The organism is Actinoplanes sp. CA-252034 (genome assembly GCF_050956125.1).
In the GTDB taxonomy this organism is placed as follows: domain Bacteria; phylum Actinomycetota; class Actinomycetes; order Mycobacteriales; family Micromonosporaceae; genus Actinoplanes.
On the sequence record NZ_CP191846.1, the window covers coordinates 2976814 to 2991831 of the forward strand.

Consider the following 15018-nt stretch of genomic DNA (forward strand, 5'->3'; position numbering starts at 1 on the left):
CGTGCGGATCGCGCTCTTCGCCACCTGCCTGGCCGACACGCTCTTCCCGGAGGCGGCCAAGGCCACCGTGCGGCTGCTCGAACGGCTCGGTCACGAGGTGGTGTTCCCCTCCGAGCAGACCTGCTGCGGCCAGATGCACATCAACACCGGGTACCAGAGACAGGCGTTACCGCTGGTCAAACGGTACGCCTCGGTGTTCGACCCGTATGACGTGATCGTGGTGCCGTCGGGCTCGTGCGTCGGGTCGATCCGGCACCAGCACGGCATGGTCGCCACCGCCCACGGCGACGCGGGGCTCGCCTCGCGCAGCGCATCGGTGGCGGCCCGCACCTACGAGCTGTCCGAGCTGCTCATCGATGTGCTCGGGGTCGAGGACGTGGGGGCGTACTACCCGCACCGGGTCACCTACCACCCGACCTGCCACAGCCTGCGGATGACCCGGGTCGGCGACAAGCCGCTGCGACTGTTGCGGCAGGTCCGCGGGCTCGACCTGGTCGAGCTGCCCGCCGCCGAGCAGTGCTGCGGGTTCGGCGGCACGTTCTCCATCAAGAACCCGGAGACGTCGACGGCGATGCTGGCCGACAAGATGACCCACATCGTCTCCACCGGCGCCGACGTCTGCACCGCCGGCGACTCCTCCTGCCTGATGCACATCGGCGGCGGGCTGTCCCGGCTCCAGACCGGCGTGCGGACCGTCCATCTCGCCGAGATCCTGGCCTCGACGGAGTACGCATGAGCACCTTCCTGGGCATGCCGGCGACCGCGCCACGGGGTGTCGGCCATCTACGCGGCGACCAGCCGTTCCCGGTCGCCGCCCGTGAGGCGCTGGGCAACTCGCAGCTGCGGCGCAACCTGCGGCACGCGACGACGACGATCCGCGGCAAGTCCGGCCGGGTCATCGCCGAGCTGCCGGACTGGCAGCTGCTGCGGGACGCCGGCTCGGCGATCAAGGCCGACGTGATGTCCCGGCTCCCCGAGCTGCTCGAGGAGTTGGAGGCCCGGGTGACGGCGGCGGGTGGCGTCGTGCACTGGGCCGCCGACGCCAACGAGGCCAACACCATCGTCACGGAGCTGGTGAAGGCGACCGGCTCGGAACGGGTCATCAAGGTCAAGTCGATGGCCACCCAGGAGATCGGGCTCAACGAGGCACTGGAAGCGGCCGGGATCACGCCGGTCGAGACCGACCTGGCCGAGCTGATCGTGCAGCTCGGCGACGACAAGCCCAGTCACATCCTGGTGCCTGCCATCCACCGGAACCGGTCGGAGATCCGGGAGATCTTCCTGCGGGCCATGCCCGGCGTGGATCCTCTGTTGACGGATGACCCGCCCGTCCTCGCCGCAGCCGCCCGGCGGTACCTGCGGGAGACGTTCCTGTCCACCAAGGTGGCGGTCTCCGGGGCCAACTTCGCGATCGCGGCGACCGGCACGCTCGGCGTCGTCGAGTCCGAGGGCAACGGGCGGATGTGCCTCACCCTGCCCGACACCCTGATCACCGTGATGGGCATCGAGAAGGTGCTGCCGACCTGGCGTGACCTGGAAGTCTTCCTGCAACTGCTGCCGCGGGCGTCGACCGGGGAGCGGATGAACCCGTACACCACCATGTGGACCGGGGTCACCCCGGGGACGGGCCGCAGAGCTTCCACCTCGTGCTGCTCGACAACGGGCGCAGCGCCGTCCTCGCCGACACCGTCGGACGGTCCGCGCTGCACTGCATCCGCTGCTCGGCCTGCCTCAACGTGTGCCCCGTCTACGAGCGGACGGGCGGGCACTCGTACGGCTCGGTCTACCCCGGCCCCATCGGCGCGGTCCTGTCGCCGCAGCTCACCGGGATCGCCGACAACGCCTCGCTGCCGTTCGCGTCGTCCCTCTGCGGCGCCTGCTTCGACGCCTGCCCCGTGAAGATCGACATCCCGTCGCTGCTGGTCCATCTACGTGACAAGGCACCCCATGCGGCGGCCGAGAAAGCGGCCATGGCGGCCGCCGCACGGATCATGGACCGGCCCCGGTTGTACGCCTCCGCGCAGCGCGCCGCCAAGATGGCCCGCATCGTGGGCCGGCGAGGTCGTGGCCTGCCGCCGCCGCTGTCCGGGTGGACGGCCGGGCGGGACCTGCCCGAGTTCCCGAAACAGACCTTCCGCGACTGGTGGGCCCAGCGTCCGGCCGGCACTTCCGGCGGGCCCTCCCCGATACCCACCGGTTCCGTCGCGCCGGGTGGTTCCGCTGGGTCCGGGGGGTCCGGTGGGTCAGGCGGGTCCGCTGGGCCCGATGGCTCGGCTACGCCGGGTGGTTCGGATGCGCCGGGTGCGCCGGGTGCGCCTGGTGGTTCGGATGCGCCGGGTGGTTCGGGTGCGCCGGGTGATTCGGCCGGGCCCGGTGGTTCGGCGGCGGCTGGTGGCTCTGCTGAGAATCAGGAGGGGTGATGAGCTCTCGGGAACTCGTTCTCGCGCGGGTTCGGGCCGCGCTTCGGGACGCGCCCGTGGTGCCCGAGGTGCCGCGGGACTACCGGCCCGCCGGGACGAACACGCCTGACATCGAGGTGCTCGTCGACCGGCTCGTCGACTACAAGGCCGAGGTGTACCGGGTGACGTCGGCCGAGGTGGCCGCGACCGTGTCCGGGCTGGTCGGGGAGGGCGGGACGGTGCTCGTACCCCCTGGTCTGCCTGATGAGTGGCGCCCGGAGGGTGCCTTCGCCGACGACGACCTGACGCCGGACCGCATCGCCGCCGCCGACGCCGTGCTCACCGCCGCGGCCGTGGCGGTCGCCGAGACCGGGACCATCGTGCTGGACGCCTCACCCGACCAGGGGCGGCGCATCATCACGCTGCTCCCGGACGTGCACGTCATCGTGCTGCGGCCGGCGCAGGTGGTCGCGTCGGTGCCGGACGCGGTCGCCCGCCTCGACGCGACGCGCCCGCTGACCTGGATCAGTGGGCCGTCCGCCACCAGCGACATCGAGCTCAACCGGGTCGAGGGCGTCCACGGCCCCCGCAACCTGCGCGTTCTCCTGCTCACCGACTGACCGCCCCGGTCGGCCGTCCTGCGGTGGCCTGATTCATGGGCGTTCAGTGGCGTCGGCCGGCGATCAGGGCCGGGAGGGCGGCGTGGGCGTTCAGTGGCGCCGGCCGGCGATCAGGGCCGGTAGGGCGGCGTGGGCGTTCAGCGGCGCCGGGCGGCGATCAGGGCCAGGAGGGTGGCGTGGGTGTCCGGGTCCGCCGCGGCGACCAGACCGCCCCGGCCGGTGTGCAGCGGTTGGCCGTCGAGGCCGGTCACCACACAGCCGGCCGCCTGGCACAGGGCGATCCCGGCGGCGAAGTGCACGCTGTCACGCAGGTGGCCGTCGGTGACGTAGGCCGCCCGCCGCCCGGCCGCGACCCACGCCACGGCGAGTGTCGTGGAGACGACCCGGGGCCGGAACCGCTCGATGAAGACGTCGTCGGACAGCAGCGCCGCCGCGAGGAAGTCCGGCCGGTTCGGGAACGGCGGATCCAGGTTGAGATCCACCAGGCGCGAGGCGGCCGACGGGACGAGCGGCCGGTCCTCGCCACGGTGTCGGGCGAAGGCGCCGGCACCGCCGGTCCAGAAGACCTCGTCGTTGAACGGGTCGGCGGACGCCGCCACCGTCACCCGGTCACCGACCCGCAGAGCGACGTTGACCGAGGCCGGCATGGTGTCGACCGCGTAGTTGAGAGTGCCGCAGAGCGGGTCGACCAGCCACATCCGGTCGCCGTCGCCGTCACCTGTGCGGCCGCTCTCCTCGCCGAGCACCTGGTCACCGGGCCGGGCGTCACGCAGGATCGCCAGGATCGCCCGCTCGGCCTCGATGTCGGCGACGGTCGCGAAGTCGTCGCCGTCCTTCGCGAAGCGCGCAAGCGACGACCCGTAGTGGGACCGCACGACGACGGCCCCGGCCTCGGCCGCGGCGATGACCAGATCCAGGTCGCTGATCGACATACGTGCACTCTATGGACCTGCCGGTCTTGACGTCCGTCCGGTCACCGCGGGGCCGGCAGGCGCACCCGGTGCCGGATCCGGGCGCGCTTGCGGCCCTTCGGTGAGCACCGGCCGCCTCGCCCTCGGCCGAGGGCGGCGAGTCGACCCGAATCGCCGATCGGGTGCCGCCACGAGCGGACATCGAAGCTTGCCGTCCCCGGCCGAACGGTTCCCGGGGTTGAAGTTGGTTGCTCGTGTGCGTAATACTCGTGGACGAGTAATCGGCGGCGACAGTTCGGAGCGGGGTCATGGGCAAGCGGCGCAAGGTGGGCAACCTGCTCGGGTTGCACATCCTGGCGACGCTGTCCATCCAGCCCATGCATCCCTACGAGATCGCCGCTCAGCTGCGGGCCTTCGGCAAGGATCAAGACATCAAGATCCAGTGGGGCTCGCTCTACACGGTCGTGCAGAACCTGGAGAAGCACGGGTTCATCGTGGCGGCGGAGACGGTCCGGGAAGGCCGTCGGCCCGAGCGCACGGTGTATCGGCTCACCGATGCCGGCCGGCACGAGATGACCGACTGGCTCCGGGAGTTGATCGGCCGGCCGGAACAGGACTATCCGAAGCTGCGGTCGGCTCTGTCGGTCGCCGGGGTGCTTTCACCGGACGAGATGATCGAGCTGCTGGGGCAGCGGCTCGAGATCCTCACGGCGGAGAACCGGGCGGCTCGGGCCGCTCTGGCCGCCGCCCGGCGGGAGGTGCCGCGACTCTTCCTCATCGAGGCGGAGTATGCGCTGGCCGTGCGGGTCGCCGAGGAGGCCTGGGTGTCCGGCCTCCACCGGGAGCTGCTCGACGGATCGGTCCCCGGGATCGCCGCCTGGCGGCGCGCCCACGAGACCGGGGCCATCCCCGACATCAGCGCACTGATGGGAGATGGCCCACCGCCCGAGTGAGAAGGGCTCCGACCGGTGCGGGACGCGCCGGGAGGGCCTGGCAAACCGAATGTAGAAGGGCCCCGGCCGGTGCGGGAACACCGGGCGGGGCCGCCACCTCACCACCGACCGCGGGAACGGTCCGGGCATCCGAGGCGTGTAGCAGCAACAAGGATATCCGGACACGGCCGTGGAGATCTGGAGTGATCACCATGAGTCATGCCGTGACGGCTGACGAACTACGCAAGTCCTATCCCGGCGGCGTGAAAGCGCTCGACGGGCTCAGCCTCGACGTCCGGGCGGCGAGGTGTTCGGCCTGCTCGGGCCGAACGGCGCCGGGAAGTCCACCACCGTCAAGATCCTGACCACCCTGGCCCGGCCCGACTCCGGCCGTGCCATGGTCGCCGGTCATGACGTCCTGCGGCATCCGGAGCGGGTGCGACGGGACATCGGCGTGGTCGCCCAGCGGTCCGCGCTCGACCCGATGGCGAGCGGCCGTGAGAACCTCACACTTCAAGGGCGCCTTTTCGGGGTACGGGGCACCGCCCTCCGCCGTCGAGTCGGCGAGTTGCTCGACCGCTTCGACCTGACCGGCGCTGCCGACCGGGTGGTCCGCGGCTGGTCCGGTGGCATGCAGCGGCGCCTCGACGTGGCGCTGGCTCTGGTGCACCGGCCTGTCGTGCTGTTCCTCGACGAGCCGACCACGGGGCTGGACCCGGAAGGGCGCGCGGCCATGTGGGCGGAGATCGGGCGGCTCGCCGCCGACGAGTCGATGGCGATCCTGCTCACCACGCACTACCTGGACGAGGCGGACCGGCTGGCGGCGCGTCTCGCCATCGTCGACGGTGGGCGGGTCGTCGCCCACGGGACTCCGGAGCACCTCAAGGGGGAATTGCGCGGGGACGCCGTACATCTGGAATTGCGGCAACCGCCGGATGAGCCGACGGCGCGGCAGGTGATCGCGCTGGTGGGCGGCTTGCGGGAGGTCGCCCTCGACGGGCGGCGGCTCAGTGCCCGGGCCGACGACGGCGCCGCGGCGGTTCCGGCGGCCCTGGCCGCGCTGGAGTCGGCGGGCATCGGTGTCGCGGCCGTCACCGTCGCACGGCCGTCGCTGGACGACGTGTACCTGCGGCACGCCGGACGGAGGTTCGCGGCATGAGCGCCCGCACCGGTGCGCCGGTCCTCGGAACGCTCGCGGCGCACACCTGGTGGATGACCGGGCGGCGGCTGAAGGTGCTGGTCAAGCAGCCGGCGTTCGTGGTGATCCTGCTGGTGCAGCCGGCGATCTGGCTGCTTCTGTTCGGTAATCTGTTCCGCCGGGTGGTGGAGCTGCCGGGGTTCGGGGCGGGTGACTATCTCGACTACATCGTGCCCGGGGTGGTGGTGATGACCGCGGTCTCGTCGAATATGTGGGCCGGGATGGGCATCCTCGAGGAGATCGAGCGCGGCACCATGAACCGGCTGCTCACCACACCCGTGTCCCGGTCGGCGATCATGAACGCGCTCGTCGTCGAGCAGGGGATCAGCACCACCGTGCAGGTTCTGGCGATCATCCTGCTGGGGCTGGCGGCCGGGGCCGGCTATCCGGGCGGTGTGGCGGGGCTCGCCGTGCTGCTGGTAGCGGCGCTGCTGCTCGGCACGGTGTTCAGCGCACTGTCCAACACGATCGGGATGCTGGTCCGGCAGCGGGAGACCATCATCGGCGTCAACACGCTGCTGTTGTTGCCGCTGACGTTCCTGTCGTCGGCGTTCATGGCGGAGTCGCTGATGCCGTCGTGGATGCGGACGGTCGCCGACGGCAACCCGGTCAACTGGGCGCTCGACGCGGCCCGGGCGGCGATGAGCGCGCAATCGGACTGGGGCCTGGTCGCCGTCCGATGCGGGTGGCTGGCGGTGGCGGCGGCCGCGATGGTGTTGCTGTCGACCCGGACGTTCCGGGCGTACCAGAAGTCGGTGTAGGACGCCTGATCCGGACCCCGCCGCGGTGGGGTCCGGATCACCGGGTCAGGGCCTCGACGCGGCGGACCAGGTCCTGGGCGGTGAACGGCTTGGACAGGTAGTCGTCGGCGCCGGCGTCGAAGGCGGCGGCCACCTCCAGCCATCGGCCGCGCTCGGTGAGCAGGAGGATCGGGACGTCGGCGGTGTCCTCGGCGGCGCGCAGGGCCTGGCAGAGGGCGGTGGCCGTCATGTCGTGGCCGGCGTCGAGCACCGCGCAGTCCGGCCGGTGGGCGTGGGCGGCGCGCAGGGCGGCCTGCCCGGTGTTGCGGGACGACACCTGCAGGCCCGCCGACGTCAGGACCGTCTCGATGATGCGCAGCAGTGTCGGATCGTCGTCGACCACGAGAACCGAAGTCACCCTCACCCCCTGCTGATGCAAAGCGTCCCCGGCGCCGTTGATCACTCCATACAGTAAGGGCCGTGCCGGATTTCGGGGACCGGATCTGGAGCGTCAGCCGGCTGCTGCGCGCCGGGGTGCTGCTCACGCTCACGGCGGTCGTCGCGGTCGCGGCGACCGGGTTCCTGCGTAACGACGAGAGCCTTCAGGCCCACGCCGAGCTGCGGCGATCCGGCGAGATCATGAACAGCATCGTGGCGCTGCGGGCCGCTGTGGAGGCGCTGGCGGCGCCTGCACCGGCCCCGACGCCGCCGGTGGCTCCCCCGGGTGATCCGGGTGAGGCCGGCGCGCTGGAGCCGATGGATCCCGCGGACGTGGCCGATCCGGCCGGCGCGGCGGCGGTCCAGCCGGCCGCCCCGGACGCCGACCCGTTCAGCCCGCCGGCCGTCGTCGCCACCGCGCCGGCGGACCTCGTGCGGCTGCGCGCGGACGAGGTGGGCCGTCTGGCCGGCGACGACCCGGTGACCCGCGGGCTTCTCGCGCGGATCGACCCGGCAGCCGACATCGCCACGCTGCGTGCCGCCACCGACGGCATGCTGAGCCATGAGCAGGTCCGGCTGGACCGGCGGATCGGCGACGTCGGCGCGGTCGCCCGCAACAGCCGCTGGCTGATCGTCTGGGTGGCGGTGCTGGCCGGGATCGTGGTGCTGATCGGCGGCCGCGTGGTGAGGCGCCGCCTGACCAGTACCGCGGACCAGCTGGCGGCGGCCGTGCGGCGGGCCCGCGAGGGCGATCTCACCCCGGTGGAGGTGCGGGGCCCGCGTGAGCTGGCCGGTCTGGCGGTCACGTTCAACGAGGCGATGGCGGAGCTGGGCCGGGCCCGCGACCGGGCGACCGCGGCGAACGCGGCCGGCTCGGCGTTCCTGGACGCGATGAGCCACGAGGTACGCGCGCCGATGACCGCGGTGACCGGGATGACCGGGATGCTGCTGGAGACGGAGCTCGACGAGCGGCAGCGGGAGCTCGCCACCACCGTCCACGACAGCGGCACCACCCTGCTCTGCGTCATCGACGACCTGCTGGACCTGGCCCGGGTCGAGAGCGGCGATCTGCCGCTGGACCGGCGGCCGTTCTCGCTGCGTGGCTGTGTGCGCCGGGCGATGGATCCGGTGACGGCCGCCGCCGAGGCGAAGGGCCTGCACCTGGCCGCACATCTGGCCGCGGGCTGCCCGGAACGTGTCCGCGGCGACGACGTGCGGGTGCGCCGGATCCTGACCGCGCTGCTGCGCCAGGCGGTCGCCACCACCGAGCACGGGGCGGTCACGGTCAGCGTCTCGGCACACACCCGGGCCGAGGGTCTGGAGGTGCGCTTCTCGATCCGCGACACGGGGCTCGGCGTCCCGGCGGAGCACCGGTCCGACCCGGGGATCCGGCTGGCCCGTCGGCTCGCCGCCTCGATGGACGGCGGCGTCACCACCGAGACGAGACCCGGCCGGGGTACGACGGTGACCGTCACGGTGCTGCTGGACGAGGCGCGACAGCCGGACCGGTTCGGCCGTACCCCCGTCGAGGGCCGCAAACAGCAGTTGCTCGTGCTGGTGGCCGAGGACGATCCGGTGGACCAGCGGCTGACCCGGCGCCAGTTGGAGCGCCGCGGGCATCGGGTGCTCACGGTCGCCGACGGGGAGGCGGCGGTCGAGGCGATCCAGCGGGACCGGTACGACCTGGTCCTGCTCGGCTCCGGCCTGCTGGTCCTGGACGGCCCGTCGGCGGCCCGGCTGATGCACGCCGACCCGCCGCTGCACGGGGTGCCGCGGATCGTCGCGATCTGCTCGGACGCCGAGGAGCGGGAGGACTTCGTGACGGCCGGTGTGGACGGGGTGCTGCCGCGCCCGGTGGACTCCGGTGATCTCGACGTCATTCTGGCGACGGCTGCCGCGTACGCGGATGTCCGTCTGGCCGGCGCGGGACCGCTGCCCGGCCCGGACGACGGTGAGCCGGAGACGATCCGGGCCTGTGTCGACGTGATCGCCGGACCGGACGCCGAGCCCGAGGACCGTCGCCGGCTCGCCGAGATCCTGCACAACTTCGCCGACCGGCTGCCCGGCCTGCTGGAACGCATGGACGAGGCGGCAGCCGGCGGCGACACCCGTAATCTGGCCCGTCTCGCGCACAGCCTGAAGGCGTCCTCGGCGACGCTCGGCGCGAACCGGTTCGCCGCCCTCTGCGCGGATCTCGAAGACCGCGCGCTGCATGATCCGGCGACCGGCGACGTGCTGCACGACCTGCACGAGCGGGCCCGGGAGATCAGCGACACGATGGAGACGATCTCCCGCCAGCTGACCCGGGCATCGTGACCGGTGTTGGAGAATCCCGGCCGCCGTCTCGGTCGAAACAGCAACAATCACGTTCGTGAGCGATACAACGGGGCAGAACGCGAGTAAAGGGCGCATTCGGTTGATCGGGGCCGTGATCGTCGTCGGCGGGGCGGTGGCCGGGGGCGTGATCGGGGCCCTCAGCCGGGACGGCGGCGACAAGCCGGCCGCGATCGTCGTCGCCGTCGTCGACCGGGGCGCCGTCACTCTGGATGTGGCGACCACCGGCGCGGTCGAACCGGCCACCACCCGCAGTCTGGGTTTCTCGGTGGCCGGATCCGTCGAGTCGGTTCTGGTCCGTCCGGGCAATCGGGTCAGCAAGGGCCAGAAACTCGCCGTGCTGGACGACACCGGGGCCGCCGACGACCTCAGCGACGCCCGGAGCAGCCTCACCGAGGCCCGGGCCAGGCTCGGCGAGGCGACGACCGTCGCGGCGAGGGCCACCGCGAGCGCCACCGCCTGCGCCCGGCCGGGGCAGACCGTGGTGCCGGCGGGCGCGGCCGGGATCCGGGGCGCCATCGCGGCGAGAGCCGCCGGCCCGTGTGCGACCCGGGGCTACCCGGACGCCGGCGGCGACCAGGTGCTCACCGCGCAACAGCAGGTCAACCGGGCGGCCCGTGCGGTCGAGGCGGCGCAGCGCGCGCTCGACGGCACGGTCGTCACCGCGCCGATCGCCGGCACCGTGGTGGCTGTCGAGGGCAAGGTCGGCGACCGGGTCCGGAGTGGGGCGACGTTCATCAGCCTGGCCGACACGTACGCCATGCAGGTGCGCGCCGACTTCCCGGAGGCGGACGCGGGCGCCCTGGTCCCCGGGCAGACCGCCACGGTGAGCCTGGCCGACTCCGAGGACCTCTACACGGCCGAGGTGGCGCAGGTCGATCCGGCCGGCACCTCGGACGGCACGCTCGTGCGTTTCGGGGTGGTGCTGGCCTTCGCCGACGCGCCGGACGGGCTGCTCGTCGGGCAGAGCGCCCAGATCAAGGTGCGCACCGGTGAGGCCACCGACGTGCTGCGGGTGCCGTCGACGGCGGTGCACGACGTGTCCGGCGGATCGGGCACCGTGCTGCTCCACGTCGCCAACCGGTCGGAGGAGCGCGTTGTGACCGTCGGGCTCCGAGGGGACCGATACACCGAGATAACCGGCGGACTGGAGCAGGGCGACCAGGTGGTGCGTTCCTGGTAGCGACGGGAATGCCGGAACACAGCACGCCACGAACCGGCCGGAAGGCATGATGACGGTGTGAATGCGCTGCGTCGTCCCAGCACGGCCGTCAACGCCCTGCTGGCTCTCCTGATCGTCGGTGCCGGATTCTGGGGCCGGGCCCTGCTGCGGGACACCTCGGAGACGACCCGCGCCAGCGCGTCCGGCGTACGGACGGTCACCGCCACCCAGGGCACCGTGACCCGGACCGTCTCCGCCGGCGGGTCGGTGGCCAGCGCGTCCACGGCGACCGCCACGTTCACCACGTCGGGCACGGTCACCGCGATCCCGGTGAAGGTCGGTCAGACGGTCAAGTCCGGCGCCCTGCTGGCCCGGGTCGACGACACCGACGCCAAACGGGATCTGGAGCTGGCGCGGGCCGACCTGGAGGCGGCGCAGGACGCGCTGGACCGGGCGCAGGACGCCGGCACCGACACCGGCAGCGCGTCGAACGCGGTCACCGAGGCGAGGCTGGCGGTCGACGAGGCGGAGGCGAAGGTCGCCGGCACCCGCCTGACCGCCCCGATGGCCGGCACCGTGACCGCTGTCAACGGGACCCTCGGCAGCTCGTCGGCGAGCAGCGGCTCGTCGTCGGACGGCGGGTCGGCGAGCGGGTTCGTGGACCTCGCGGACCTCACGAAACTGCAGGTCACGGCTGCGTTCTCGGAGGCCGACGCGACCGAGCTCAAGGCCGGCCAGAGCGCGACCATCGTCTGGAACGCGCTGCAGAACGCCGAGACGACCGGTGAGGTGGTGGCCATCGACCCGACCGCCACCAGCAAGGACAGCGTCGTCACGTACGGGGTGACGGTCAGCCTGCCGAACCCGCCGGACGGCGCGAAACCCGGCCAGACCGTCACGGTCGCGGTGGTCACCGGCAGCGTCGAGAACGCCGTCATGGTCAACTCGGCCGCGGTCACCACGGTCGGCAACCGGCACACCATGACCGTCCTGGACAGCGCCGGCCGGCAGGAGGTCCGTCAGGTGCAGGTCGGCCTGGAGGGCGACGACGCCACCCAGGTCACCTCGGGACTGGCCTCCGGCGAACGGGTCGTGGTCCCGGTCGGCACGACGGCCGGCACGACCACCACCAACCTGCGCGGCGGTGGCGGCGGCTTCCCCGGTGGCGGTGCGCCCCCGGGCGGCGGCGGGAACGGCGGTCGCTGATGGGGCGGCCGGTTCTCGACGTACGGGAGATCACCAAGGTCTACGGCGAGGGTGACACCGAGATCCGGGCCCTCGACGGGGTGACCCTGGCGGTGGAGCGCGGCGAGTACGTGGCGGTCATGGGCTCCTCCGGCTCCGGCAAGTCGACGCTGATGAACATCCTGGGCTGCCTCGACGTCCCGACCACGGGCACCTACCTGCTGGACGGGGTGGACGTCGGCTCGCTCAGCGACGCCCAGCTCGCGCTGGCCCGGAACCGGCTGATCGGGTTCGTCTTCCAGGCGTTCAACCTGATCCCGCGGACCAGCGCCGTCGCCAATGTCGAGCTGCCCCTCGCGTACTCCGGCATGAGGGCCGCCGAACGGCGCCGCCGGGCGATGTTCTCGCTGGACCTGGTGGGTCTCGCCGACCGGGCCGAACACGAGCCGAGCCGGCTCTCCGGCGGCCAGCAGCAGCGGGTCGCGGTGGCTCGCGCGCTGGTCACCGAGCCGGCGCTGCTGCTGGCCGACGAGCCGACCGGCAACCTGGACAGCCACGCCACCGAGGATCTGCTCGCCGTGTTCGACGAGCTCAACGCGGCGGGCCGCACGATCGTGCTGATCACGCACGAGGACGAGGTGGGAGCGCGCGCCGACCGGCTGATCAAGCTCCTCGACGGCCGGATCACCAGCGACGACCGGCAGGAGCCGTCCGGACGACACGCAGCTGCGGGGGTCTAGGGTGAATTATACGGAGATTTTACGATTCGCTTTGCGGGGCATCGGAGCCAACAAGCTCCGCTCGATGCTCACCATGCTCGGCATCCTGATCGGCGTCGCCGCCGTCATCCTGCTCGTCGCCGTCGGCAACGGCTCGGCACAGGCGATCGCCTCCCGCATCGAGGCGCTCGGCACCAACACGCTGACCGTGATGAGCACCAGCCGGGCCGGCGGCGGCCTCACCATGCGGATCGCCGAATCCCTCGACGACGGGGAGGTCGCCCCCGACGTGCGGTCGGTGTCGCCCGTGGTCAGCACCTCCGCCACCCTCACCTTCGAGGGCGCCGAGCACGAGATCGCCTCATTCGTCGGCACCACGCCCAGCTGGTTCGCCGCCTCCAACTTCCCGGTCGCGACCGGCGCGATCTTCACCGCCGACGACGAGGCGCAGGCCCGCCGGGTCGTGGTGATCGGGCAGACCGTGGCCGAGGAGCTGTTCCCCGGTGTCGACCCGGTCGGGCAGCAGGTCACCGTCGGCGGCGCGCTCTTCACCGTCACCGGCGTGCTCCAGCAGAAGAGCTCGGCCGGCTTCCAGGACTTCAACGACACCGCGGTCGCCCCGATCAGTGCCGTCCGTCAGGTGCTCGCCGGCTACGGCTCGCTCAGCTCGGTGCTGGTGGAGGCGGAGAGCCCGGCGAAGGTCGACACCGTCCAGTCCGAGATCAGCACGATCCTCGACCGTCGGCTGGACGCCGGCTCGTACCGGGTGCAGAACGCCTCCCAGCTGCTGGCGACCCAGACCGAGACCGCCGGCACCTTCACCGCACTGCTCGGGGCGGTCGCCGCGATCAGCCTGCTCGTCGGCGGCATCGGCATCACCAACATCATGCTGGTGACGGTCACCGAGCGGACCCGGGAGATCGGCATCCGCAAGGCGCTGGGCGCGCCCCGCCGGGTGATCCTCTCCCAGTTCCTCATCGAGGCCACCCTGCTCAGTGTCATCGGTGGAGGTCTGGGCGTCGCCGTCGCCGTGATCGGCAGCCGCTTCCCGATCGTCGGGGTGCAGCCCGTCATCCTGCCCAGCTCGGTCGCCCTCGCCCTGGGCGTCTCGGTCCTGATCGGGCTGTTCTTCGGCGGCCTGCCCGCCGCCCGCGCCGCCCGCCTGCGCCCGATCGACGCCCTCCGCTATGAGTGAGCCTACTGATGAGGAACGCCCCGTGACGCCTGCGAACCACGACACCGAGGTCCTGTCCCGCCCTTCCGGCACCCACCCGGAGCTGAACGAGGCGCTCGCCGCGGCCGCCCCGCGCCGCTGGTGGAACCGCACCACGCTGGCGCTGCTCGGGGCGGTGCTGCTGGCCGGCGGCTTCCTCGGCGGCGTCCAGGCCCACGAGCGCTGGGGCGCCGAGGACGCCCCGGCCGGCTTGCCGAACGGCGCCGGCATGCCCAGCGGAGTCGGCGGCTCCCGCGGCCCCGACAGCCGGCCCAGCGGCGGGCCCGGTGGTGTGTCCGGCGGCGGCGCCCAGCCGGCCGTCGCGGGCGGCACCGTCGGCACGGTCAAACTGGTCGACGGCACCACCCTCTACGTGCAGACCCCCGACGGGGAGACGATCACGGTACGCACCGGCGAGAGCACCCTCGTGAAGGTCAGCCAGACCGCCACCCTGGAGAGCATCACCTCCGGCGTGCCGGTGACCGTCGAGGGCGTCCCCGACGCCGAGGGCATCGTCACGGCGACCACCGTGACCGCGGGCTGAGCCCTCCGGCGGTTTCCGTGCGGTAGCGAATCCGGTGGCCGGAAGTCACAGGATCGCCGGCTCGCCGCCGATGTCTGCGGCCATGATCAGTGGTGTCACCGCTTCCACCGGCGCGTACTCGTACCGATGGATCCCGTCCACCGAGCGCCGGGAGAACCCGATGGCCAGGCTCGCCGCGGCGCTCGGCCTCCCCGCCGACGAGCTTCGGGCGCGACTCGACACGGGCCGCAGTCTCAACGACGTCGCGGCCGAGCGGGGCGTCGCGCACGAGGACCTGATCACCGCGATCAAGTCCGGGCTGACGCCGGAGACGGCCGCGACCGCCCATGTCGACGACATCGCCGAGCGGATCGCCGGGAAGACCCATCCCGACCGGGACACGTCACTGCCGCCCCTGCCCGGCGGTCCGCTCGGAGAGAACGCGGGACTGCGCGACGAGACCAAGCTCGCCGGGTTGAGCCGGCTGCTCGGCATGAGCGCCGCGGACGTCACGGCGGCCGCCACCGGACCGTACCGTCTGATCGGTCTGCTGGAGTCGAAAGGCGTCCGCCTCGACGCCCTGCGCGGCGTCCTGACCAGCGGCGACCTCGTCGACGTCGTCGCGTGACCCGGCCCGGCCGGGA

14 protein-coding genes and 1 pseudogene are annotated in these 15018 nt (G+C 72.5%); 13 read left to right on the forward strand and 2 right to left on the reverse strand.

The annotated features are described in order from the left end of the window. Position 1: 1 nt before the first annotated feature. From ACQPZW_RS13365 to ACQPZW_RS13375, 3 genes and pseudogenes are all read left to right on the forward strand, one after another. Complete coding sequence (locus tag ACQPZW_RS13365; protein ID WP_433795174.1) at positions 2-736, forward strand: (Fe-S)-binding protein; 735 nt, start codon at positions 2-4, stop codon at positions 734-736. Then, a pseudogene (locus ACQPZW_RS13370) lies at positions 733-2156 on the forward strand (lactate utilization protein B); the annotation flags it as partial. The gene ACQPZW_RS13365 and the pseudogene ACQPZW_RS13370, both read left to right, overlap by 4 nt. A 263-nt stretch (positions 2157-2419) precedes the next feature. After that, complete coding sequence (locus ACQPZW_RS13375; protein ID WP_433795175.1) at positions 2420-3019, forward strand: LutC/YkgG family protein; 600 nt, start codon at positions 2420-2422, stop codon at positions 3017-3019. A 137-nt stretch (positions 3020-3156) separates the two neighbouring features. On the opposite strand, the gene ACQPZW_RS13380 is transcribed toward ACQPZW_RS13375, so the two are convergent. Continuing rightward, positions 3157-3951 carry an inositol monophosphatase family protein gene (locus tag ACQPZW_RS13380; RefSeq protein WP_433795176.1) on the reverse strand — a complete coding sequence of 265 codons (795 nt, stop codon included), beginning with the start codon at positions 3949-3951 and terminating at the stop codon, positions 3157-3159. A 287-nt stretch (positions 3952-4238) separates the two neighbouring features. Here ACQPZW_RS13380 and ACQPZW_RS13385 point away from each other — a divergent pair, with 287 nt between their 5' ends. The 3 genes from ACQPZW_RS13385 to ACQPZW_RS13395 all read left to right on the forward strand — a co-directional run bounded on the left by ACQPZW_RS13385 (position 4239) and on the right by ACQPZW_RS13395 (position 6821). Next, on the forward strand, positions 4239-4883 hold the full coding sequence (locus ACQPZW_RS13385) for a PadR family transcriptional regulator (RefSeq protein WP_433795177.1): 645 nt from the start codon (positions 4239-4241) through the stop codon (positions 4881-4883). Positions 4884-5169: 286 nt separating this feature from the next. Further along, a complete protein-coding gene (locus ACQPZW_RS13390; protein ID WP_433795178.1) occupies positions 5170-6021 on the forward strand; it encodes an ATP-binding cassette domain-containing protein in 852 nt (283 codons plus the stop codon). Next, complete coding sequence (locus ACQPZW_RS13395) at positions 6018-6821, forward strand: ABC transporter permease (protein WP_433795179.1); 804 nt, start codon at positions 6018-6020, stop codon at positions 6819-6821. The genes ACQPZW_RS13390 and ACQPZW_RS13395 overlap by 4 nt, the downstream gene beginning before the upstream one ends. A 37-nt stretch (positions 6822-6858) precedes the next feature. Here the strand turns inward: ACQPZW_RS13395 and ACQPZW_RS13400 are convergent, their stop codons facing one another. Continuing rightward, on the reverse strand, positions 6859-7218 hold the full coding sequence (locus ACQPZW_RS13400) for a response regulator transcription factor (protein ID WP_433795180.1): 360 nt from the start codon (positions 7216-7218) through the stop codon (positions 6859-6861). A 62-nt stretch (positions 7219-7280) separates the two neighbouring features. On the opposite strand from ACQPZW_RS13400, the gene ACQPZW_RS13405 reads away from it, so the two are divergent. The 7 genes from ACQPZW_RS13405 to ACQPZW_RS13435 all read left to right on the forward strand — a co-directional run bounded on the left by ACQPZW_RS13405 (position 7281) and on the right by ACQPZW_RS13435 (position 15002). Then, positions 7281-9554, forward strand: coding sequence for a histidine kinase dimerization/phospho-acceptor domain-containing protein (locus tag ACQPZW_RS13405; protein ID WP_433795181.1), 2274 nt, complete (start codon positions 7281-7283; stop codon positions 9552-9554). 55 nt (positions 9555-9609) lie between these two features. Beyond that, positions 9610-10755: an efflux RND transporter periplasmic adaptor subunit gene (locus tag ACQPZW_RS13410; RefSeq protein WP_433795182.1), complete on the forward strand. Its 1146-nt coding sequence runs from the start codon at positions 9610-9612 to the stop codon at positions 10753-10755. Positions 10756-10812: 57 nt separating this feature from the next. Beyond that, a complete protein-coding gene (locus tag ACQPZW_RS13415; RefSeq protein ID WP_433795183.1) occupies positions 10813-11940 on the forward strand; it encodes an efflux RND transporter periplasmic adaptor subunit in 1128 nt (375 codons plus the stop codon). Further along, positions 11940-12659 carry an ABC transporter ATP-binding protein gene (locus ACQPZW_RS13420; protein ID WP_433795184.1) on the forward strand — a complete coding sequence of 240 codons (720 nt, stop codon included), beginning with the start codon at positions 11940-11942 and terminating at the stop codon, positions 12657-12659. Before ACQPZW_RS13415 ends, ACQPZW_RS13420 begins: the two co-directional genes overlap by 1 nt. A 1-nt stretch (position 12660) precedes the next feature. Beyond that, positions 12661-13833 (forward strand): ABC transporter permease, encoded by a 1173-nt coding sequence (locus tag ACQPZW_RS13425; protein WP_433795185.1) that lies wholly within the window; start codon positions 12661-12663, stop codon positions 13831-13833. 22 nt (positions 13834-13855) lie between these two features. Then, positions 13856-14395, forward strand: coding sequence for a hypothetical protein (locus ACQPZW_RS13430; protein ID WP_433795186.1), 540 nt, complete (start codon positions 13856-13858; stop codon positions 14393-14395). 82 nt (positions 14396-14477) lie between these two features. After that, a complete protein-coding gene (locus ACQPZW_RS13435; protein WP_433795187.1) occupies positions 14478-15002 on the forward strand; it encodes a hypothetical protein in 525 nt (174 codons plus the stop codon). The last annotated feature ends 16 nt before the right edge of the window (positions 15003-15018 follow it).